The sequence below is a fragment of the Legionella norrlandica genome, assembly GCF_000770585.1.
In the GTDB taxonomy this organism is placed as follows: Bacteria; Pseudomonadota; Gammaproteobacteria; order Legionellales; family Legionellaceae; genus Legionella; species Legionella norrlandica.
Map to the genome: position 1 here is coordinate 1 of NZ_JNCF01000009.1, position 21,827 is coordinate 21,827.

The window sequence follows — 21,827 nt, forward strand, 5'->3', positions numbered from 1 at the left end:
TTTTTTGGCGCTACTTTTTATAGCGATAGCATTCCAATAGAAGAAGAAATTCCACTTGCTTTAGAAAAAACTGAGACAGCAGAAAAACTGATTAAAGGTGTTATTAATAACTTATTAGAAAGAGAGAGATTAGAGATTCAACCCATCCAGGAATTGGCTGAAATTCTTTCTGATACCATAATCAGAAATCCCGATGCCCTTTTGCTGATTCGCCAATTGAAAAAAGAAAGAATAGAGCAATATGAACGATCGTTGGATGTTTCAGCTTATCTCATCGCTTTTGGACGCCACCTTTGTTTATCTCGGGAGGAATTATCTGATCTTGCTATTGGTGGTTTTCTAATGGACATTGGTTTGATAAAAAATAGAAATCTTGAATGTCAGGATCCTGAACATGTGATAGATGGAGAGCAAATTCTTGAAAAAAATCATATTCAATCTGTCATAGTACAGAATGTTCTTTCACAACATCATGAACATGAGGACGGCACTGGTTTTCCGCGACACTTAAAGGGAAATGAACTATCTCCTATGGGAGGATGGCAGCTATTGTCGATAAGTATGAGTTATTACGGGCAGGTAATAAGAAAACCAGAGCTGTATCTAATGACTCTCTGGAGGCGATAAAAACATTAACTGATTGGTCTAGACGATGGCTAAATATGGCACTTGTAAAAGAATTTATTTGTTCTGTTGGTGTTTTTCCACCAGGGAGCCTGGTGGAATTGAACACTGGGGAATTGGCTATTGTATTGAGCCATAATCGAACCTTGCGCTTTCAACCTTGTTTGATGGTTATTACAGATAATAATAAAAACCCTAATATAACGCCATGGATGCTTGATCTTCGTGAAAGTTGCGAAACTTCCTATTCTATCATCAGGGAGGTCAAGCCAGAGGAATACAATATTAATCCTGAAGCATTTTATTTATAATTTAGGTTTATTTAATGGCAACTAGAGTGGACTACGATGCTTTTTTTAAAAGCTTGGAAAATATGGCTAATGGCTCAGAATCTGCTGCTGTATTAGTGATTGAGTTCACTGGTATGTCAGAATTGGATAGTGTCTTTGGTTATCGGTCAATGGATGAAGTAAGAGATAACCTGTTGGGCAAATTAAGCCAGGAATTGCCATCGAAAGATATTCTCACCTCATTAGGAAGATCACAGGTTGGTATTATTTTGCCGAAAATTGCAAGCGTTCAACAAACTCTTCTTGCTGCCCATAAAATTATCCGTCTCTTTTCATTTCCCATACAATACAAGCAGAATAAGTTAGTTTTTTTACCTATCATTGGAACCGCAATAAAGCCAAAAATCAAGAATTTTAATGCCGATTTATGGTTGGGGCAGGCAAGCATAGCTATGAGAGAAGCTACTAAAAGAAACAAACGCTTTCTTTTTTATGAGGATATCAAACAGGAAGAGCAATTATTAGAATTTAGCCTCTTGGCTGATATTGAAAAAGCCATTGAGGAGAGCGAGTTCTACTTAATGTTTCAACCACAGGTTTCAATAAACACAGAGAAGGAAATACTCTCGTGTGAAGCATTATTACGTTGGGTACATCCGCGGCATGGCCTGATAAATACGGGTAATTTAATAGCATTTATTGAACATAGCACATTAATCAGTAAATTGACTGCATGGGTTATAAAAACCGCAATAAGACACTGTGCCACTTATCGCAAGGCAGGCTTAAAAGGAGGCGTTCACATCAATTTATCCAGTTATAACTTGCAAGAACCGGATCTGGTTGATCTCATTGCGCGAAGTATGGAAATCTGGGAAGTACCTGGAGAGCACATCACTTTTGAGTTGACTGAAACTACTTTCATTACTGAAGAATCTTATGCTTACGAGCAATTACTAGCCCTTAAAAAGCTAGGTCTTCATGTAGCCATGGATGATTTTGGTATTGGTTATTCCTCATTTGAGCGTTTAATTACTCTACCATTCGATGAAATAAAAATTGATCGCTTTTTCATTCAACAAATGGAGCATAATGCTAATGCGAGGGCATTAGTTGAATCTCTAATTTTATTAGCACATAAAATGAATATAAGGGTCGTAGCTGAAGGCATAGAGTGTTTTGAAGAGTTACAAAGATTAAAATCATTTGGTTGCGATTTGGGACAGGGTTATTATTTTTATAAGCCTCTGTATTTGGATGACCTGATGGTTATTATTAAAGAACAGCACCAATAGCTTGTTCGTTGCTCCTGCAATTTGATAGTTGAAAATTGGGCTTCAATTCGCTAAGGGGAATGAGAACAAAATCTCGTAAGTGAAAACGAGGGTGAGGTATTGTTAAATTTTTGGTCCGGATGGATCTGCTGCCGTATAAAATGATATCAACATCTAATGTTCTGGGGCCCCAATGTTTTTTCCTGATTCGCTTATGTTTGTTTTCAATTTTTTCACACCACTTAAGCAGGGTATGTGGCAACAAAGTAGTTTTAATCTCAACCATAACATTGCAAAAATCTTGTTGATTCTTAAGCCCCCACGCCTTATTCCAATACAAGTGAGATGTTTGGGTAAGAAACGTTGAGGGGATTTGTTTAATTTCTTTAATAGCCTGTCGTATTTGACGTTCAGGACATTTTTGATTTGACCCTAGGCTAAGATAACACACATTCATTTTATGACTTTTAATTTACGGCGTTTTCTGGTTTTTTTGGAGTGGTTGTAGCTAACTGAGTCACCATTTGGCTTCTTTCATCATCATCTACTTCTTGAAAAGTAGTCCACCATTGCGCTAAATCCATTGATTCGTCACCGGACAATGCCCTTAATGCCATGAAATCATATGCTGCTCTGAATCGTGGGTGTAAAAGCAAATTGAAGGCTCTTCCGCCATGTCTTTTTTCAAAGCGGTATTGTAAAAGCCAAATTTCTCTTATAACTTGGCTATAACGCTTTGGTATAGAAATAATTTCACTTTGCTCGCTAAGTACTATGGACATTGCTTTTTCAATAGATGGTAGAGGATCAAGCCCCGATTCTTGGAGTTTTTTGGAGCACTCTATCATTGGAAACCATAGTAAAATAGCAATAAGAAACGCTGGAGTCACTGGTTTTTCATCATGTATTCTTGTATCCGTATTTTCAAGAGCAATACCGAGTAGTGGGTTGATTGGATAGCTACTTTCAAATAGGGCAGCTGTTTGAGGGAATAAATGATGAAATAGACCATACTGGACAAGCAGCTTCTGAACTGTTTCAGCCTCTCCACATTGATAAAGTTTAGTTATTTCATCAAATAGTCGCGAATTTGAAACATGAGTAATAAGATGGCTTATTTGAGGAAATGGTGCCTCTGTTTCCGGCGATAAACGAAAATGCAATTTTGCACTAAACCTGACAGCGCGCAACATGCGTACTGGATCCTCTTTATAGCGCGTAATAGGATCACCAATTATTCGAATTAGTTTTTGTTGGATGTCTTGGACCCCCCCTGTGAAGTCAATAATTGAAGAATCAGAAATATTATAATAGAGGGAGTTAATGGTAAAATCTCGTCGCCATGCATCTTCATCCAGGGAGCCGTAAACATTGTCTCTTACAATCATACCGCGCTCATTAAACTGATGGCTAGAATTATCCGAATCATGGCCTCGGAAAGTCGCGACCTCAATTATCTCACGATGAAATAAAATATGAACGAGCTTGAAACGACGACCGATTATGCGGGCATTTCTAAATAGATTTTTAACCTCATTAGGTGTTGCATTCGTTGCAATATCAAAATCTTTAGGTGCTTTATGAAGCAATAGATCTCTGACACTGCCACCAACAATGTATGCTTGAAAGCCATGACTGATTAGGCGGTTAAGAACCTTCAGAGCATTACTACTTATATCCGCTTTGGAAATGGTGTGTTTATTTCTTGGGATAACATAGGCCAAGTTAACAGCATGTCCATGCGACCTGTTTTTTCTTAACAGCTTTTTGATAAACTTGATGATTGTTGTTTCTCTCTTGATTGATTAAACAATTTAATTATAACGAAGCAAATAAACAAAGTGAATCATTTACCTTTACAAATATTTTAGAGAAAATGGTATAACAATACTTATCAACAGGATAGTAAATGGATTTTATTGATGCAGCCCTGAGTTTATCAGCGTTAATTATTCTAGAAGTAGTTCTTGGGATAGATAATTTGGTTATCCTATCAATTTTGACAGAGAAGTTACCGCGTGAAAAACGAAAAAAGGCACGCAGGTGGGGGTTGACCTTTGCATGGATGACCAGATTACTCTTACTGGGATCTGCGGTATTCTTGGTCAAACTAGTAAAACCGATTATGACACTAGGTAGCATGTCTTTTTCTGCCCGCGACTTGTTTTTGATACTTGGCGGCGCTTTTTTAATTTGGAAGTCAACCGATGAAATCCATCAGGATGTAATGGACGAGCCTTCCATAGAGCCTGTTTCACAAAGCATTCATTCTGCAGCGACATTCAGAGGAGTTGTGATTCAAATAGCTTTATTGGATATTGTTTTTTCATTAGATAGTGTTCTTACGGCGGTGGGATTAACGACGCATTTTTGGGTGATGGCATTGGCTATTACGGTTGCAATCATTATAATGATTTGGGCAAGCGAACCTGTAAGTAAGTTTATTAGCGAACATCCTACTATTAAAATGTTGGCACTTAGTTACTTAATATTAATAGGAACAGTATTGGTAGCTGATGGTTTTCAATTCCACGTACCTAGAGGTTATTTGTATTTTGCTATGGGCTTTTCATTAGCTGTAGAATCTCTCAATTTAATTAAAGGTGAGCGATTGAAACGTAAAAAATTAGCAAGGAAATAGAGAGATGTTATTTATTAAAGCATTTCATGTCATTGCATTGGTTGCCTGGTTTTCTGGTTTATTTTATTTGCCGAGACTTTTTGTTTATCATGCCGAGTCTCAAGATGGTATCAGCATTAATCGATTTAAAATAATGGAAAAAAGGCTATATTATGGAATTACCTGGCCTGCTGCTCTTGCTACTACTATCTTGGGATTATGGTTGTTGACCTATAATATGGAATATTATCTTAAAGCAGGATGGATGCATGCCAAGCTTACCTTGGTTTTAGTTTTGTGGATATATCATTTAATTTGTGGCCACTATTTGAAACTATTTTCGATCAATAAAAATGCAAAAAGTTCTCGATTTTTCCGATTTTTTAATGAAATGCCCACATTATTACTTGTAGGCATAGTTGTTCTGGTCATTGTGAAACCATTTTAGTTCATTTCAACCATTTCAAAATCTTCTTTACCTGCTCCGCAATCGGGGCAGAACCAGTTTTCAGGCACATCTTCCCATCTTGTACCAGGCTCAATGCCATCTTCTGGCCAACCTTCAGCCTCATCATAAATAAAGCCACAAATAACACAAATATATTTTTTGTACTCTTGCATAATCTAAACTCAAAAAAAAATGGTAATTTATCTACTGTTATCAGTTATGTAAAGTCAAACTTTATTTAATATTCAAGTCCATTTATAATTTGACTTGTTTTTAAGAAAATTGTTTTTATTTTGTACCAAAATCAATATTAAATAAGTTAAGCATTTTAATTTTTAAAGAATCAATTCCTACATTTTAAGGCAAAAATAATATCTTGCATATTATGTAAATGAATAGCGTCATTCCTACCTGGGGAGTTACCATTTTCATAGAATATTTTTGAATCAAAATAATATGATCTTATTCTGACATCCTAAGATCATTTTTTTGCAAAATGAATGAAATACATGTACCATTGCAAGCCATAATGAATTTAGCTTTAGTTATTATGCCGATGACTTCCTACTTAAGTCATTCTTCGCTTTAGTATTTATCATATGTTGGATCTATTATGAATCGTTCTTCAGATTTGTTTCATCAAGCACAAGCTGTTATTCCTGGTGGAGTTAACTCTCCTGTGCGAGCATTTAAAAGTGTAGGTGGCGAACCTATTTTTTTCAAAACAGGGAAAGGAGCGTACCTGACAGATGTAGACGACAGAGTATATATTGACTATGTAGGATCATGGGGGCCACTAATTCTTGGCCATTGCCATCCTGTGGTTATAGAAGCTGTTAATAAGGTACTGCATAGCGGCATGAGTTTTGGAGCTCCCACAGAACTGGAAATACAACTAGCTGAAAAAATTATATCTCTTATGCCATCAATAGAAAAGGTCCGTATGGTTAATTCAGGCACTGAAGCGACCATGACGGCAATCCGCTTGGCAAGAGGATTTACTAACAAGAAGAAATTCATCAAATTTAATGGTTGTTACCATGGTCATAGTGATGGCCTGTTAGTTAAAGCCGGGTCTGGTTTACTGACACTGGGCATTCCATCAACTCCGGGTATCCCTGAGAGTATCACTGAACATACTTTAACTGCTGATTTTAATGATCTGGATCAAGTGTCTCAATTATTTGAAAAATATCCGGATGATATCGCTACAGTAATTCTTGAGCCTGTTCCAGGTAACATGGGATTTATATTACCCAAGCCAGAATTCTTAAAAGGACTTCGCGAACTTTGTAATCAGCATCATGCTTTATTAATTTTTGATGAAGTAATGACTGGATTTAGGTGGTTTGCATGGTGCACAAGGCTATATGGTATTACTCCAGATATAACAACACTTGGGAAAGTGATAGGCGGGGGTATGCCTGTAGGCGCTTTGGGTGGTAAACGTGAAATTATGTCCTTCTTAGCCCCTGAAGGCCCCGTTTATCAAGCAGGTACTCTTTCTGGTAACCCCCTAGCAATGGCGGCAGGGTTGGCTACTTTAAATGAAATTGAAAAAAATCATTTCTTTAAAAACTTAAGCGATACCACTAAAAAGTTAACTATGGCATTAGCAGCTGCTGCTGAAAGTGCAAGTGTTTCGCTTTTTACTGCATCACTGGGTGGAATGTTTGGATTTTCTTTTACTGCTAAAAGGACTGTTGAAAACTATTCAGATATTGCTTCGTCCGATGAAGCTTTATTTAAAAGATTTTTTCATGCGATGCTTGAGCAAGGTGTGTATTTTGCCCCATCTATGTATGAGGCAGGGTTTGTCTCTGGTGCTCATGGTGATTGGGAAATACAAAAAACATATGAAGCGGCTGAATTAGTACTTAATAAATTAAAAGGTTAAATAATTTATAAAATACTAGACAGTAATTTTTCCCTATGTCATATTCCTGATTTTAGGTCACAAGTATGGATTCTTGTTGGAAAGTCAGATTTAGACCTTAATGAGTGAAAAATACCCAACCGAGTATAGTATAGGCATTAATTTTCGCTATCTTGAAATAGCAAAATCTAAAAAAGCTGCTAAAAATTTTTAAAGATACTTTTCACTCAGATAGGTTTTATATGATTTTTCCTTGATTTATTCACAAGAGACAATGTCGTATTGGGAAGAACTCAGCTAGGAGCAAAGGAAGGCATATTATGTCTATATTGGGTAATAGAAAAAGAGGACTATGGAGTTCCATGCCACAAGGAACAATCGCATTATTTTTTATTCAAGTCGTTTCTACTTTAAGTTTTAGCGTTCTTTACTCAACACTTGTTTTATATATGAAAGGGAAACTTGGTTTACCAATCATTACCGCAAACAGTATAATGGGCGTGTTTATAGCATATAATTTTGCCTTGCACTTATTAGGTGGTTTTTGGGGTGGTCGACTTTTATCCAATCGTTCATTATTTTGCGTTGGCATGGTGGCACAAACTCTAGGATGTGTCTTGCTGTCTGTAGGAGATACTACTTTTTTATATTATGGTTTAGCTGCTTTTTTAACCGGTTCTGGGTTAAATGTTACATGCGTTAATTGCATGTTGACTCAGCAGTTTACACCTGAAGATTCACGACGAGAAACTGCTTTTTTATGGAATTATGCAGGGATGAATATTGGCTTTTTCATTGGATTCAGCTTGAGTGGCGTGTTTCAAATTTCACAAAATTATCAAAGGCTTTTTCTTTTAAGTAGCCTGGGTAACCTTATCGCGTTGTTAATTTGTCTTTATTGTTGGCAGCAACTTTCCGATAAGAACACTGTATACTCAAGAAAAGATAAATCGGCACAAAGAAAAGCAACCATTCTTGGAACTGGATTAATTATTCTGCTTCCCTTTATGCTAAGTCAATTATTGCAATATGCCGATTGGGCAAATAAATTAGTTATTATTACTGGTATTGCAATGCTCATGCTGATATTGGTAATTGCTCGCCAGCAACCCACTAAAGAGGCAAAAGATAAAATTTATGGATTTGCGATGCTAATGATGGTTGGCACAGTATTTTGGATGCTATATCAAATTGGTCCTATGGGGCTAACGGTATTTATCGATAATAATGTGCAAAGACAATACGGTAATTGGGTTATTCCACCTCAATGGTTTCAAAATATTAATACAGTAGTTATAGTGCTAGGAGGACCATTGTTAGGTTTCATATTAAGCAGAATGCGCCAGAAAGGGGCTCAGGTTAATATTCCTACACAATTTGCTTTTGCATTACTATTTATAGGGGTTGCCTTCGCAATATTGCCAATAGGTATTGTTTATGCGAGTTCAGAGGGTCTAGTCCATCCTGGGTGGGTTGTAATGAGCTTCATATTGCAAAGCCTTGGAGAGCTTCTAATATCACCTATTGGTTATGCTATGATTGGTGCTTTGGCTCCAACATCTCTTCAAGGTATAATGATGGGGATGTGGATGTTAAATACTGGGGTAGGGGCTACTTTATCTAGTTACAGTTCCAATTTAATGATTATTGGTCAAGAAAGCACTTCTCCCATATTAACCAATGATGGCTACAGTCATGTTTTTCTAGTGCTTGGTTTATTTGCAGTAGTCTCATCAGTTATACTATTCACTTTAGTTCCTAAATTAAGAAAATTAATCAACGAAAAGAGTTTGAATAACTATAAAGAATCAGACTTGGAAGTACCTGAAAGAGTAGCTTTATGTGAGTAATCCTTTTATCCCAATTAAAACGGCAGATATTGATTGGCGTCATGATCTGCCATATTCCTTACAATTTGATGATATTTATTATTCGGCTGAAAGTGGAATTAAGCAAAGTCGCTATGTTTTTATTGATGGGAATAATTTGATTGATCGTTGGCAACGATTGCCAGTTGATAAATCCAGTGTATTTACTATCGCAGAAACAGGCTTTGGGACCGGTATGAATTTCTTATTAACTTGGAAATTATGGGAGCAATTTGCTCCTCAAAAAGCTCGCTTGCATTATATTTCCTGTGATAAACACCCTTTAAAACAGAGTGATTTAATCAAATGCTTGCAAAAATGGCCCGAATTGGATGCGCACGCAACAAAATTAATAGAGCACTATCCCATTTTAACCCCAGGATATCATTACCTGACTTTTAATAATGGTCAGATTGTTTTGACGTTAATGTTAGGAGATGCATTGGAGTGCTATGAACAATTGCTGTTATGCGGAGACAATAATCTTGAACCGAGATTAAGAAACTCTCATATCGATGCTTGGTATCTTGACGGTTTTTCACCTTCAAAAAACCAAGCCATGTGGTCTGATAACCTATTGGCTGTTTTTGCTATGTTATCCAAGGAAGGCACAACTTTAGCAACCTATACTGCAGCGAGCAGAGTTAAGACAGCTTTAAATAATGCAGGATTTGCTATCGAAAAAAGAAAAGGATTTGGCCCTAAACGCCATATGATTTGTGCTTCCTACCAAAAAACACCCTCATTTTTTAAAAAATATCGTCATACTCCCTGGCATGTAGGCTGCCCAGTCAAACAAAATACCAATTCAGCCATTGTTGTTGGTGGAGGTTTAGCTGGTTGCTTTACTGCAAGTGCTCTCGCTAAGCGAGGATGGACAATCACATTAATAGAAGAGAAACATGAGGTAGGGCAATGTGGTTCAGCTAATCAGCAGGCGGTTTTATTTCCTAAATTGTCTTCTTATAATTCGCCATTCACACAATTTATGCTTTTTGCATTCCTATATGCCAACCAGGTTTATAAGAGAATTCTTGATCAATTTAAAATCGGTGAGCTAAAAGGTTGCTTATTATTAGCACATAATGATAAGGAAAAAAGAACTCAACACAGTTTGATCCAGTGGCTAACTAGCTACCCGGAGTTAGGGCGGCTAGTTGATGAGCAAGAGGCTACTGAACTGGCTGGGCTACATATACGGCATTGTGGTTTACATATTCCTCTTTCTGGATGGATCAATTCACCAGAGCTTTGTAATATCTTAATTAATGATAAAAGAATTTCTTTAATAAATAATATGAAGATTAATTCAATACACTTTGATAAGAAAAACTGGGTAGTTAATAATTTTAATGCTCCTATACTTATTTTGGCTAATGGCCAAAATGTAAACCACTTTCGGGAAACTGAATATTTACCAGTTAAAGCCATTAGAGGGCAAATGACAACTATTCAATCGACTCAAAGCAGCTCTAGATTAAGGATCCCTCTATGCGCAGAAGGACATGTTCTTCCATCAAGAAACAGCACCCATATGGTTGGAGCTACTTATGGTATTGGCATATCGGAACCTCTGATTTGCATTCAAGATGATCAAGCCAATTTAGAAAGATTGAAACAAATAGCTCCTGAAACCACTTGGTCCGACCATGCTTTAGACCACTGGGCTGGTGTACGGGCCGCTTCACCTGATTATTTGCCAATAGTTGGGGCAATCCCAAAGGTGAGTGAATTTGAAAAAGTTTACTCAGGGTTACACACGAACTCAAAGCGGTGGATTGCTCAATCAGGACCGTATTATCCTGGGTTATATGCCTGCGCCGCTTTTGGATCAAGAGGATTAACCACTATCCCTCTGGCAGCAGAGTGGCTGGCTTGCTTAATTAATAATGAAATTTCAATACTACCTAGAAAGCTAATACAGGCGATATCGCCAGCCCGGTTCTTGCGGAAAAGAATAATACAAGGATTGTAATAGATATTCTGCATTCTTGCTGTTATTAAGAATTTTCATTGAAGATCTGAATTGACGTTAATTTAATAAAATCATTGAGATGCATTCACCGTTGAAGCATAATATGAAGCCTATTGAAGTCTATTGGGGGGAAATCCTTAAAAATAGGCTACTGCTTTATTTTTTGTAAACGCCTGTGTGGGGTTTTGGCTGCTTTGCAAAATTATTAAACATCAAAATATGTAAAAAAACTAGACCGACTGATGGAGGAATAAAATGAGTAACAAAAGTGGAGGTTTAGCCGGTGTAGTTGCTGGTCAATCAGCAATTGCCACAGTTGGACTGGCAGGCAAAGGATTGAATTATAGAGGGTATTCAATAAATGATTTAGCTGAATACGCCAGTTTTGAAGAAGTAGCCTATTTATTACATTATGGTGAACTGCCAACTCAAAAAGAGCTTGATGACTATATAAAAAAGCTAGTTAACCTAAGACATATACCAGAAGAGCTTAAGATTGTTTTAAAACTTATACCCAAAAATACGCACCCAATGGATGTTTTAAGAACTGCGAGTTCATTTTTAGGCACTATTGAACCTGAAGAAAACTTCAAACAACAGTATCACATAGCTGACCGCTTGCTTGCCCTTTTCCCTGGAATCATGTGTTTTTGGTACGCTTACCATTTCAAAAATGAAGAAATTTCTGGACTAAGTGATGAACAAACAATAGGAGGACACTTCCTGGCTTTATTACATGGTCGGAAACCCAGTTCAATTGAAAAAGATATGATGAATGTTTCACTTATTTTATACGCAGAACATGAATTTAATGCCTCTACTTTTGCTGCCAGGGTGACTGCAGCAACACTTTCAGATTTTTACTCAGCAATTACAAGTGCTATAGGAACATTACGTGGCCCTTTGCATGGTGGTGCTAATGAAGCTGCCATGGAACTGATTGAGCGTTTTAAAACTCCCGCTGAAGCAGCAAGTGGCGTAAAGCAAATGCTCGCTAACAAAGAGTTAATTATGGGATTTGGCCATAGAGTGTATACCACCTCTGATCCCCGTTCAGATATTATAAAAAAGTGGTCATTTAAATTGGGAGAAGAAAAGGGTGATCTACTTTTATATCGTATTTCAGAATGCATTGAAGAAATAATGTGGCAAGAAAAGAAATTATTCCCCAATCTCGATTTCTACAGCGCATCAGCCTATCATTATTGCGGGATTCCTACTCATTTATTTACCCCAATTTTTGTGATGTCACGAACTACAGGATGGGCTGCTCATATATTTGAACAAAGAGCAAACAATAAATTAATAAGACCTACTTCTGAGTACATAGGCCCTGATCCCCGATCATTCCCCGCTATTGAAACACGAGGTTAATATGCACAAGTATGTAGAAGATAACGTTAAGCCAGATTATGATCAGGTTATAGCGGATATTGCTGATTATGTATTGAATAAAAAAATTGATAGTGCCTTGGCCTATGAGACTGCCAGGTTGTGTTTAATGGACACTCTTGGTTGTGGTATGTTAGCTCTTAATTTCCGAGAGTGTACTAAATTATTAGGTCCAATCGTTCCAGGAGCAACTCTTCCTGGTGGTGCACGTGTACCAGGCACTCATTATGAATTGGAGCCGGTTCAAGCGGCCTTTAACATTGGCGCCATGATTCGTTGGTTGGACTTTAATGATACTTGGCTTGCTGCAGAATGGGGGCATCCTTCAGATAATCTAGGAGCCATTTTAGCTGTTGCAGATTACTTGTGCCGAGAAAACTGCTGTCAAGGAAAAGCTCCAATTTTAATGCATGATGTTCTTACTGCAATGATTAAAGCGCATGAAATACAAGGTTGCCTGGCATTGGAGAACAGTTTTAATCGCGTTGGTCTTGATCATGTCATATTAGTCAAATTAGCGAGTGCTGCTGTTGCGGCGCAATTATTTGGTGCTGATCGAGATATGATGCTAAGAACGCTCTCTCAAGTTTTTGTTGATGGACAAAGCTTGAGAACTTATAGACATGCACCTAATGCTGGTTCCAGAAAGTCATGGGCTGCTGGTGATGCTACTTCTCGTGCAGTTCGTTTGGCTTTAATTGCTAAAGCTGGTGAAATGGGATATCCAAGTGCTCTGACAGCACCAACATGGGGATTTTATGATGTACTGTTTGGTAAGAAGCATTTTAAGTTTCAGCGTCCTTATGGCAGCTATGTGATGGAAAATGTACTATTCAAACTGTCTTACCCTGCTGAATTTCATGCCCAAACAGCAGTCGAATGTGCAGTAAAATTACATCCTCTTGTTAGAGAGAGATTTGAAGATATTGCTAAAATTGAGTTAGTTACTCACGAATCTGCAATAAGAATAATAAGTAAAAAGGGCGCTTTACATAATCCTGCTGACAGAGATCACTGCTTACAGTATATGGTTGCAATCGGACTTCTTTTTGGTGATTTAAAAGCAGAGCACTATGAGGATGATGTGGCATCAGACCCTAAAATAGACGCTTTGCGTGATAAAATGCATGTAATAGAGAATGAGCAATTTTCTCGCGACTACCATGATCCTGAAAAACGTTCTATCGCAAATAGCCTCAAATTAGTTTTTAAAGATGGCTCAGAAAGTGATTTAGTAACTGTCGAATATCCCATTGGTCACAAGCGTAGAAGAGAAGAGGGCATCCCTGTTTTAATATCTAAATTTAAGAAAAATATAAGCACAAGATTCCCTGCAGAACATGTAGAAAAAATTGTTTATGTTATGAGCGACACCAAAACTTTATCTGCCATGAAAGTGAGCGATTTTATGGCAATGTGGGTGATTGATTAAGGACTAGTGATGTCTTGAGAGCATTATCTACTATTTATCTGCTCCCTTTTTTCCAGGATTATAGTTTAACTTGAACTGCACGAAAGGGAGTGAATAAATATCAATAAAACCCATATAAAGATAGTTCCTTTAAATTTAAAAAAGGCCTAATTTTTATTGACAAAAATAGGGTTTTGCCAACCATATTGCCATATTAAGATTTTTCGAAAATTTATTATAAGGTAAAGTCGATGCCGTATTCAAAAATTGATGTACTTGAACGCAAATGGAGTTCATTAGAGGCAATAGTAAAATCATATACAGATCCTGTTGAATATCATTTACCCGAAATCAAAAAATTAATGACGGCAGAGTTTGTTGTTGATTTTAGTAGCCATGCTATTTATCTCCATACCGAATATGTGCATCGTTTCACCCAGCAATTAATTATTTTGCGAAATACCTCGCCAAAGGATGAAGGATTACTTTACATTCATCAGTTATGGACAGATCTGTTAAAATGCAGAAATCAAAATCCTCTTAAAATTAGACACCACAAAAAGTTAGATGGCGAATGTACCTTTAATTTTTCGTTAAAAATGATGGAAAGTAAGCCTATGGCTTCAAAGAAATTCAGATTTTAGATCCCAATAATACTGATGAACTTAATAAAGCAATGGATGAAATTAAACGTGTGGATTCTTTAGCCCATGGAGTAAATTTTGGCGATTTGCCTTTTATAGGGGATATCGTCCTATCTTCCATGTTACATTATAAAGAGACAATTTGTTTTATTGCCAAGGATAAAAACGACGAAGTTATTGGGTATTCTTGGGGAATAATGTTACGAGATATTCCTGCTGGTGAAAAGGATAAAGTCAATGTATTTTGGGTAATGAATTTAGCCAAACATCCAGATTTTTATGATCCTAATATTAAAGTTGGGGAGGCATTGCGACAACATTTAGCAAATACCTTATCTAAAAATCCTGATTGTCATTTTCTGGGTTATGAACATGTTTTAAATCATAACTTTCATTTAGCAATAGTCGATGGAGGAGTACCGAAAAAGCAAGAAACAATTAGCATTGGCCAGAATCAATACCAGGCTAAATCCTTGGTTAAATATGAATCTTTAAAAATGCAATATGATCGCAAACATATCATTAAAGCCAATAACCATCAGTATCCCTACCCCAAAGTGGACGTCATTAGATCCCATTTCTACACGGCTCTTTGGCATGCAGCTCCAACTGCTTTGGATTTTATTTTGGGTGGCATGTTAATTTACGGTCGGGCTTATTATCAGCAATGGACACATTCCATGTTGGGGCAACCGGTAACACATAGAATTGAGAAATCTATTTCCAAAGAGCAACAAATTTGTGACATGAATATTTTAAAGAGAATTATATTGAGCGAAGAATGGGGCCAGCAAGGCACCACGTTGTTTTTTGATGCATGTATCCCTAACACGATTCAAAAGCTACAACAATTAGTCAAAGAAGATCAATGTGAATTCGCTAGTTTACAACAATGTGTCGCAAAAAGTGGTTGGGCTTTATGCAGAAGCAAATTGACCGCTTACTTTTATTTAGCCATTACACAAAGTCCAGTTCCTAGTGCAGCGATTAACTTATTGATAGAAAACGACATTACACCTAAAAAATGGATTGAGTTAATTAGCGAGGAACGTCAAATATCTGCTCATCAAAGCAATGAAAGAGTTCCCATCTAAAGGTAGATTAAATACTCCATCATCCAAGTCACGCTCCACATGAGATGATTTCAATTAAACGAAATAAATCTAGTAATAATAATCATTTGATTTAGATTTTCCTTGACTTAAAAAAGGAAATAAAAACATTCTGAATAGGAAAATACCATACTAGGAAATATCTCAATTAATAAAAAAATTAATACTGGAAGCTGATTTGGTAAAGCGTATGCAAAAGGGTAAAAAATTATTTACCATCCTGCACGAGCCCCTTTATTTGATTTATTCAAAACCATATAAATCTTTATTGTGACAATTAGCCCAAGTATAATTCTTTCATAAATTAATCTGAATGACTTTGGATAATCATCACCAAGTTTTTCAGAATTGACCGTGGAAAAATCAGGGTATTTCAATATATTTCAATGTGCTACATATGATTGACTCCACTGTTTTTACTAAATGTCAGGCTTTTTATTAATCATGCGCTTAAAAGTATTTTCGCAGACTGGTGCCGCATTTCTTGGCGTGATAAAATGGATGTAACAGAAAATGGACAATTTTCTCGCGGCTATCACGATCCTGAAAAACGTTCTATCGCGAATAACCTCAACTTAGTTTTTAAAGGTGGCTTAGAAAGTGATTCGGTAACTGTCGAGTGTGGAAACTTTAATTCACTTAGGGAGCTCTACTATATTGTCAAAGAATTTTAACACGGGACTAGGTAAGATGGACAATAATCCTAAATCAAAGCCTTTTTCAATGAGTTGATATTTTTTCGTGCAGTTAAATTTTTGCTTAAGACAAGCTATGTAAAACTCGACTGTTTTTGCAGAAATTGACAATTTGTTCCCTATGGCTTTGGCAGTAAGCCTCGCAATAAATAAAAATAGCATTCGGCTTCTCGAGAAGAAAGGCCAAATTTACTATAATTATCAATCTCATAAGTCGTTTTAGTTTTAAACTTTAACAGTTCTTGTAAATGCCCAAAGTAAGAGTCTTGAAGCAATAATGCTTGGCCCAATATTCCTTGCAGTTTTCCTTCATCATCAAGAAGAGGAGCTTTGCAACCATACATAATGAATGGCTTGCTATGCGAAATATTATCAATACTTAAGATATGAATAGCTTTAACCGATTCAAGGACTTGGCGATCATGGGCATCATAGAGTTCAGCAAAGTGGGCAACATATGAATTCGGAACTTCTTCATAATTGATCCCAATGTATTCTTGAGGATTCTTAAATCCTAAATAAGAAGCATAAGCTGGATTGCAAAATTGGCTATATAGATTCTTATCACGCACAAAAACAAAACCGGGCAAATTCTTTAGCAAAAGAGACGTTACGGACATCATAAGTACTTTTCTTGGTAACCAATAATGTTTTATACATTTAGATAAAAATTAAACCATTTTAACATACCAAATGGGAAAAGTAATCAATTTTAACGTCTACACAATCTGAGCCACTAGTATTTTTCCCGGGTATGATGATTTAGAATATGAAGATATCATCTCATTTTGACTATAAAGAAATCAATAAGAATTAGGCTAAACAAGGAGCGTAAAACACCATTATCGGAGATAATTGATGAGTTATAAAGAAGAAATTAGAGAGTTACAAGAAGCTTTAAGTAAAGAAGATAAAAATACAAATAAAAATGCTAACAGACTAATCGAATTAATAAAATGTTTGCCAGGTGGAGACGTCAAACGAGAATTCATAGTTGCTTTAACTAGCCGGGCGCTGGATGCAACCAAAAGAGATGAAACATTAAATGAACTTGCAAAATGTCTTGAACAAGTTCGGCTGGTTATGCAAAGAACATATAAGAGACGCAGTGGTAGTCCAGTCACTGAAGAAGAATGGGATAGAGTTGCGGGCATTATCCTTTTGGGCTCGTCTCTGACAACCATACTTGCACCGGTTGTATTCCCACTGGCTATGACATTAAGCCTCGTAAGATACGCTAACCAAGAGGAAAGACAGGCACAAAAAGATGCATATCTTTTGAAGGAATTAAAATCTGCCTGCATCGATTTGGGGTTATTGCCGGAGTTTAAATCTACAATACATAACTTTTTTATTAGTCATTCTGGGAAAATAATTGGCGAGAAACTAGAGCATTCGCCAAAGAGTTATTCCGTAGCCATTTATTGTAACAATACGAGGATCTAAATATGCATTGCGATAATAAAAAATTTCAATATTCAGGTGAGCAAGAGTCTGATATTCGCTTAGTGGAAATTAAAGCAAGTGTTTATGGAACAACAATGACTCTTAATTTTCCATGGAACAAAAAAGAGTATGTAATTGAAACATTATCTAAAATCCCTTTAGATTCAGTTGGATTAACCCGGCTATCAATTAGAACTCCGTTGCATAATACTACTTACATCAAAAAGGCTTTAGAGAAGTTATCTAGTAATGGACTTATAAGCCAGGATTTTGCCCAAGAGATAATTACTAATTATCCCAATGGTCATGGTGGGAAAATGGACTTAAATGATCCTTTTAGAGGGCAAAATAGATTGTTAATGTTGGCCGCATCGAGTATTTTGCATTTTAATGCCCAGTTAGAAGAACAATCACGACGAGAGGAGGATACTTATTTTAGATTTAAATGTGATTGAGAATTTGTAATTTTAAGGGATATGTATTAACTTTCATATCCTAGTAGGGGTCGAAATGAATAGTCCATTGCTAGCCCCCAGCGAAGAGCGCTTAACGTCGAGCTTTGTAGTATGTTTTTTACTTAATGTCAGGCTTTTTGTTAATCATGCGCTTAAAAGTTTTTTCGCAGACTGGTGTCGCATTTCTGGTTTCAAAATATTTAAGTGGTGTAAAAAGTGCTATATCTATATTTAAAGCGGGACATAAAGTTACCCAATCTGCAAAACACTTCTCATCAAACTCATCTTTTCCATACCCAATCAGGGGATGTCCCAGCTTACAATAGGCGATGGAGGCCATAGCCTGTTCTAGTTTTGAAAGCTCTTGTTGTTCATTAGTATTATTATCCATTTCGTGAAATAAAAAGTGAGTGCCACAAGCAACGAGGGCCTTTTTTAAACCAGCGTGGTATCTCTGTAAAAACATAGGCGCAGTAGTATCTTCCTGATTAATACGTTGATCTGATTGCGATATTCGACCTTGGGCAAAATCCTGATAAAACCAAATTAATCTTCGAATAATAATGGCAGTATTTAAGTCTATTTTTAGTGTGGAAGCATCGTCTCCTTCTAAAAATAGACTACCTGGACTTTTTGCTAAATTGAAGGCAACAAATAACCGATCAGCAGAAATTTGAGCCAGACCAAAATTCGTTTGATAATTAAATTGAATTCGATTTTTTATTGCGTTGCTAAACAAGTTTCTCCAGTTTTGTAAATTAGTATGAGCACTATAGGTAGACATCGAATGACCCTGCATGTCAGAGATATTAGTTGAATCCCCGCTGCTCTCTTTTAGGATCATTGCAAGAACATGTGCCCATTTACGCGCAATTTGCTCGTCAAAATAAATATTTTGTTTATTGGCAATATATTGGAAAATCACAAAATGTTGGAAAACCATCATTCTTAAATGAGAATCGATTTGATTACACTGACTGTCTTCCTCTTCTAACACCAAGTCCACTATTGAATTAGTGAGTTGGTCAACCTGTTCTTTATCAGGTAATCCAGTAAGGTTAGGAAGCCAACTATCCTGAAGCTCTTTTGATTGCGGCGAGTGATATGCAAGCCAAGAAGGAGTGTCTTCATCATAGCTTGGAACAGCATAGACCATCAATGAGGCAAAAGTAAAAATTGCCAGCATTTTAGTATATCTTTTCATATTGATCTAAATTAAATCTCAACTAATTAATTATAGACCATAGGTGGCATCTTAGGGTTCGTGCCACTGGCCATACTCCTGTCCGCCACTTTACAAGCATATTCCAGCCAATATTACGCAAAATGTTTACAAAAGAGCAAAAAATAAAATTTAGTCTAAACTTTTATTAACCCGAAAAAATAATGAAGGAGCATTTATGAATAAGTCGTTGAATAAGATTTTTGCCATTCTAATCGGAGCTATAGTTTCTATTGGCTTTAGTCATTTGGCAATTGCAGATGATGTATGTAAAGCAAGATGTGAAGTCCATTCTAAAGGTTGTGTAAAAGGATGTGATGGGGATACTGATTGCATACTAAACTGTTCCGACACTCGAGATGGTTGTGTTAATGACTGTGGTGATTAGCAAGAGGTGTTCTTTTTTCAGCACAAGATGAGTCTTACTCAATATAGAAAAAGGAGTAGTAACATGAGAAAGCAGATCTTTCTGTTCTTATTGCTATTCCTTGTAACCTCTATTAGTTTTGCCAACGAAGTTTCATTCAGTAGCTATTCCAATGCCCGTTATAATTATCAATTAGACTATCCATTATTTTTAATTCCTCAAGGTGAATCTGAAAATGGAGATGGACAAAAATTTATTGGAAACGATGCTGAATTAATAGTTTATGGCTCTTTTTTTCCAATCCTTGACTCGCAAAAAAATCAAAACCAATTCAATCTTGAAGAAGAATTTGATTATGAAAAAAAACGACTGAAACAAGAGGGGTTCGAACTGGATTATACTTATTTTAGTTTAAGCAAAAATATTTTTGTTATTTCAGGTACCAGCAACACTCAAGTTGTCTATTTTAAAAAAATATTTGTTCCCTCTTGTGGCGTACATCTTTATTTTTGGCTTTATTATCCCAAAACAGAAAAAAAACAATGGGATTCATGGGTAACAAAAGCCAGTAAATCGTTTAAATACAGCACCAAAAAATGCCAGGGAGATTTCATACAGAATTGATAGGAGCATGCTGCAAAGAGATCAAATAGGAGTTGTTTATTTTACATCAATTCGAGGTTAAGCCCGACTAAAAACTTTATATTTTTCTTTGCAAGCCAGCAATAGCAAGAACTTTTGTTGATATTTCTTCAATCGAATATTTTGTTGAATTAATATAAGGAATATTTTCTCTTTGATACATGGCTTCTACTTCAGCTACTTCCAGACGGCATTGTTCAGCAGAAGCGTATTTACTATTTGGCCTTCGTTCTGATCGAATTTGTTGTAGGCGTTGTACATCAATTGTAAGACCGAATAATTTGTGTTTATAAGATCTTAATACTTCAGGTAAACGAAAATTGGTCAGATCTTCTTCAGTGAAAGGATAATTGGCAGCTAAAATACCATATTGTAGCGCCATATAGAGGCAACTGGGTGTTTTACCGCAACGCGAGACCCCTATGAGAATAATATCAGCCTTATCGTAACCTCTTGTTTTTATTCCATCATCATGTGACAAAGCAAAATCAATTGCTTCAATTCGGTGAGAATAAGATTTAACATTCGCCACTCCATGAGTTTTACCTACTGTATAAGAAGACTTTTCCCCAAGCTCATTTTCTAATGGTCCAATAAAAATGCTAAACAAATCAAAGACACAGGCATGGGCTTTTTTAATGGCCTGTCTAATTTCTGGATCAATCAGAGTCATAAATACCAAAGGTTTGGTTCCATGCTCAGCAAAACATTGGTTGATGCGGGTTACAACACTGCCAGCTCTCTGTATTGAGTCAATATAGGGTATTGTTATTTTTTCAAATTGGGTATTTTCGAATTGAGTAATCAAGCTATTACCCAATGTCTCAGCCGTAATTCCTGTTCCATCAGAAAGCATAAAAACATAACGCTTCATAAGTAACCCTATATTAATTAAACACAAATTAAATCATGAAATTGAATCAGCAAGTGTACATCTTTATAGTCATCTGCTATCTTAAATTTATAATATTACATCACTTTAAATAAATCGAACTATGGATAGGTACTATGCAAGGTAATATGTATGAAAATAGTAAATTACACATTGTAGGGATTATTTGCTTAGTAATTTCCTTAGGTTTATTCTTCTTTAGTATTTATATCATACCTTACTTAATTTGGGGATTGTATTATGATGTTCCCGATTTTGTAAGCAATATGATCTCCTATGCGGAAGATCAATACTATTACAGCACCGCTACTAGTCGAGTTATTGTTTGGTTGATCTTTTTTGTGCCAAGCTTAATTACCGGTTATTTTTCTTATTACATCTCTAATTATATTGATAAAAAAAACTTAAAGCTTACAGAAGAATTTGAAGAAAAAGCACAGGAAGAATTGAAATCTAAATCGCTCGGGCAGATAAGAGATTCCACTATACTAGGAATTAAAATTATTTTGTTGATGATTTTAATCCTAGCAGTAATTTTTTTGCTACAGACATTAATTAGCTTCTAATAGCTTAA

General features: G+C 36.2%; 22 protein-coding genes and 2 pseudogenes. 17 read left to right on the forward strand and 7 right to left on the reverse strand.

The window, feature by feature from the left end:
- The 3 genes from OK13_RS03545 to OK13_RS03550 form a co-directional block, all read left to right on the forward strand.
- A partial coding sequence (locus tag OK13_RS03545) for an HD-GYP domain-containing protein (RefSeq protein WP_206538886.1) occupies window positions 1-627 on the forward strand: 627 nt, incomplete at its 5' end.
- Between the two features lie 35 nt (window positions 628-662).
- Window positions 663-935 carry a hypothetical protein gene (locus OK13_RS13845; RefSeq protein WP_052117544.1) on the forward strand — a complete coding sequence of 91 codons (273 nt, stop codon included), beginning with the start codon at window positions 663-665 and terminating at the stop codon, window positions 933-935.
- Between the two features lie 14 nt (window positions 936-949).
- Window positions 950-2,209 carry a GGDEF domain-containing phosphodiesterase gene (locus tag OK13_RS03550; RefSeq protein WP_035887751.1) on the forward strand — a complete coding sequence of 420 codons (1,260 nt, stop codon included), beginning with the start codon at window positions 950-952 and terminating at the stop codon, window positions 2,207-2,209.
- On the opposite strand, the gene folK is transcribed toward OK13_RS03550, so the two are convergent.
- Window positions 2,190-2,645: a 2-amino-4-hydroxy-6-hydroxymethyldihydropteridine diphosphokinase gene (gene folK, locus OK13_RS03555; RefSeq protein WP_035887754.1), complete on the reverse strand. Its 456-nt coding sequence runs from the start codon at window positions 2,643-2,645 to the stop codon at window positions 2,190-2,192. The two genes, OK13_RS03550 and folK, sit on opposite strands and share 20 nt — an antisense overlap.
- Window positions 2,642-3,912: pseudogene (gene pcnB, locus OK13_RS03560) on the reverse strand (polynucleotide adenylyltransferase PcnB). Before pcnB ends, folK begins: the two are co-directional and overlap by 4 nt.
- Before the next feature lie 185 nt (window positions 3,913-4,097).
- Here pcnB and OK13_RS03565 point away from each other — a divergent pair.
- Window positions 4,098-4,829 (forward strand): TerC family protein, encoded by a 732-nt coding sequence (locus OK13_RS03565; protein ID WP_035887756.1) that lies wholly within the window; start codon window positions 4,098-4,100, stop codon window positions 4,827-4,829.
- A gap of 4 nt (window positions 4,830-4,833) precedes the next feature.
- Window positions 4,834-5,256, forward strand: coding sequence for a protoporphyrinogen oxidase HemJ (gene hemJ, locus OK13_RS03570; RefSeq protein WP_035887758.1), 423 nt, complete (start codon window positions 4,834-4,836; stop codon window positions 5,254-5,256).
- On the opposite strand, the gene OK13_RS03575 is transcribed toward hemJ, so the two are convergent.
- Entirely contained in the window at window positions 5,253-5,429 is a 177-nt protein-coding gene (locus OK13_RS03575; RefSeq protein ID WP_035887760.1) for a rubredoxin, read from the reverse strand. The genes hemJ and OK13_RS03575 overlap by 4 nt on opposite strands.
- Window positions 5,430-5,866: 437 nt before the next feature.
- On the opposite strand from OK13_RS03575, the gene hemL reads away from it, so the two are divergent.
- From hemL to OK13_RS14705, 7 genes and pseudogenes are all read left to right on the forward strand, one after another.
- A complete protein-coding gene (hemL, locus tag OK13_RS03580) occupies window positions 5,867-7,153 on the forward strand; it encodes a glutamate-1-semialdehyde 2,1-aminomutase (RefSeq protein ID WP_420911417.1) in 1,287 nt (428 codons plus the stop codon).
- 341 nt (window positions 7,154-7,494) lie between these two features.
- Entirely contained in the window at window positions 7,495-8,982 is a 1,488-nt protein-coding gene (locus tag OK13_RS03585) for a peptide MFS transporter (protein WP_420911418.1), read from the forward strand.
- Window positions 8,975-10,975: a bifunctional tRNA (5-methylaminomethyl-2-thiouridine)(34)-methyltransferase MnmC2/FAD-dependent 5-carboxymethylaminomethyl-2-thiouridine(34) oxidoreductase MnmC1 gene (gene mnmC, locus OK13_RS03590; RefSeq protein WP_035887766.1), complete on the forward strand. Its 2,001-nt coding sequence runs from the start codon at window positions 8,975-8,977 to the stop codon at window positions 10,973-10,975. Before OK13_RS03585 ends, mnmC begins: the two co-directional genes overlap by 8 nt.
- Before the next feature lie 255 nt (window positions 10,976-11,230).
- Window positions 11,231-12,349 carry a bifunctional 2-methylcitrate synthase/citrate synthase gene (prpC, locus tag OK13_RS03595; protein WP_035887769.1) on the forward strand — a complete coding sequence of 373 codons (1,119 nt, stop codon included), beginning with the start codon at window positions 11,231-11,233 and terminating at the stop codon, window positions 12,347-12,349.
- Window position 12,350: 1 nt separating this feature from the next.
- A complete protein-coding gene (locus OK13_RS03600; RefSeq protein ID WP_035887771.1) occupies window positions 12,351-13,799 on the forward strand; it encodes a bifunctional 2-methylcitrate dehydratase/aconitate hydratase in 1,449 nt (482 codons plus the stop codon).
- 230 nt (window positions 13,800-14,029) lie between these two features.
- Window positions 14,030-15,516 (forward strand): annotated as a pseudogene (locus OK13_RS03605) (lpg2912 family Dot/Icm T4SS effector).
- A gap of 419 nt (window positions 15,517-15,935) precedes the next feature.
- Window positions 15,936-16,208: a hypothetical protein gene (locus tag OK13_RS14705; RefSeq protein ID WP_035887773.1), complete on the forward strand. Its 273-nt coding sequence runs from the start codon at window positions 15,936-15,938 to the stop codon at window positions 16,206-16,208.
- Here OK13_RS14705 and OK13_RS16145 read toward each other — a convergent pair.
- Together OK13_RS16145 and OK13_RS03615 are read right to left on the reverse strand one after the other, a co-directional pair.
- Window positions 16,170-16,391: a helix-turn-helix transcriptional regulator gene (locus OK13_RS16145; RefSeq protein WP_081964851.1), complete on the reverse strand. Its 222-nt coding sequence runs from the start codon at window positions 16,389-16,391 to the stop codon at window positions 16,170-16,172. The two genes, OK13_RS14705 and OK13_RS16145, sit on opposite strands and share 39 nt — an antisense overlap.
- Entirely contained in the window at window positions 16,349-16,852 is a 504-nt protein-coding gene (locus tag OK13_RS03615; RefSeq protein ID WP_035887775.1) for a PAS domain-containing protein, read from the reverse strand. Before OK13_RS03615 ends, OK13_RS16145 begins: the two co-directional genes overlap by 43 nt.
- A gap of 235 nt (window positions 16,853-17,087) precedes the next feature.
- On the opposite strand from OK13_RS03615, the gene OK13_RS03620 reads away from it, so the two are divergent.
- Entirely contained in the window at window positions 17,088-17,675 is a 588-nt protein-coding gene (locus OK13_RS03620) for a hypothetical protein (protein WP_035887777.1), read from the forward strand.
- Window positions 17,676-17,677: 2 nt separating this feature from the next.
- The gene (locus OK13_RS03625; RefSeq protein WP_035887778.1) at window positions 17,678-18,130 is read left to right on the forward strand and encodes a hypothetical protein; all 453 of its coding nucleotides are present in this window, start codon (window positions 17,678-17,680) and stop codon (window positions 18,128-18,130) included.
- Window positions 18,131-18,248: 118 nt separating this feature from the next.
- Here OK13_RS03625 and OK13_RS03630 read toward each other — a convergent pair whose 3' ends face one another.
- Entirely contained in the window at window positions 18,249-19,334 is a 1,086-nt protein-coding gene (locus OK13_RS03630) for a hypothetical protein (protein ID WP_152571566.1), read from the reverse strand.
- Window positions 19,335-19,530: 196 nt separating this feature from the next.
- Between OK13_RS03630 and OK13_RS03635 the strand changes: the two genes are divergently transcribed.
- Together OK13_RS03635 and OK13_RS03640 are read left to right on the forward strand one after the other, a co-directional pair.
- Entirely contained in the window at window positions 19,531-19,740 is a 210-nt protein-coding gene (locus OK13_RS03635; RefSeq protein WP_035887782.1) for a hypothetical protein, read from the forward strand.
- A 63-nt stretch (window positions 19,741-19,803) separates the two neighbouring features.
- A complete protein-coding gene (locus OK13_RS03640) occupies window positions 19,804-20,343 on the forward strand; it encodes a hypothetical protein (RefSeq protein ID WP_035887784.1) in 540 nt (179 codons plus the stop codon).
- A 76-nt stretch (window positions 20,344-20,419) separates the two neighbouring features.
- On the opposite strand, the gene ppsR is transcribed toward OK13_RS03640, so the two are convergent.
- Window positions 20,420-21,235: a posphoenolpyruvate synthetase regulatory kinase/phosphorylase PpsR gene (gene ppsR, locus OK13_RS03645; protein WP_035887787.1), complete on the reverse strand. Its 816-nt coding sequence runs from the start codon at window positions 21,233-21,235 to the stop codon at window positions 20,420-20,422.
- A gap of 134 nt (window positions 21,236-21,369) precedes the next feature.
- On the opposite strand from ppsR, the gene OK13_RS03650 reads away from it, so the two are divergent.
- Complete coding sequence (locus OK13_RS03650; RefSeq protein ID WP_035887790.1) at window positions 21,370-21,819, forward strand: hypothetical protein; 450 nt, start codon at window positions 21,370-21,372, stop codon at window positions 21,817-21,819.
- Window positions 21,820-21,827 lie beyond the last annotated feature (8 nt).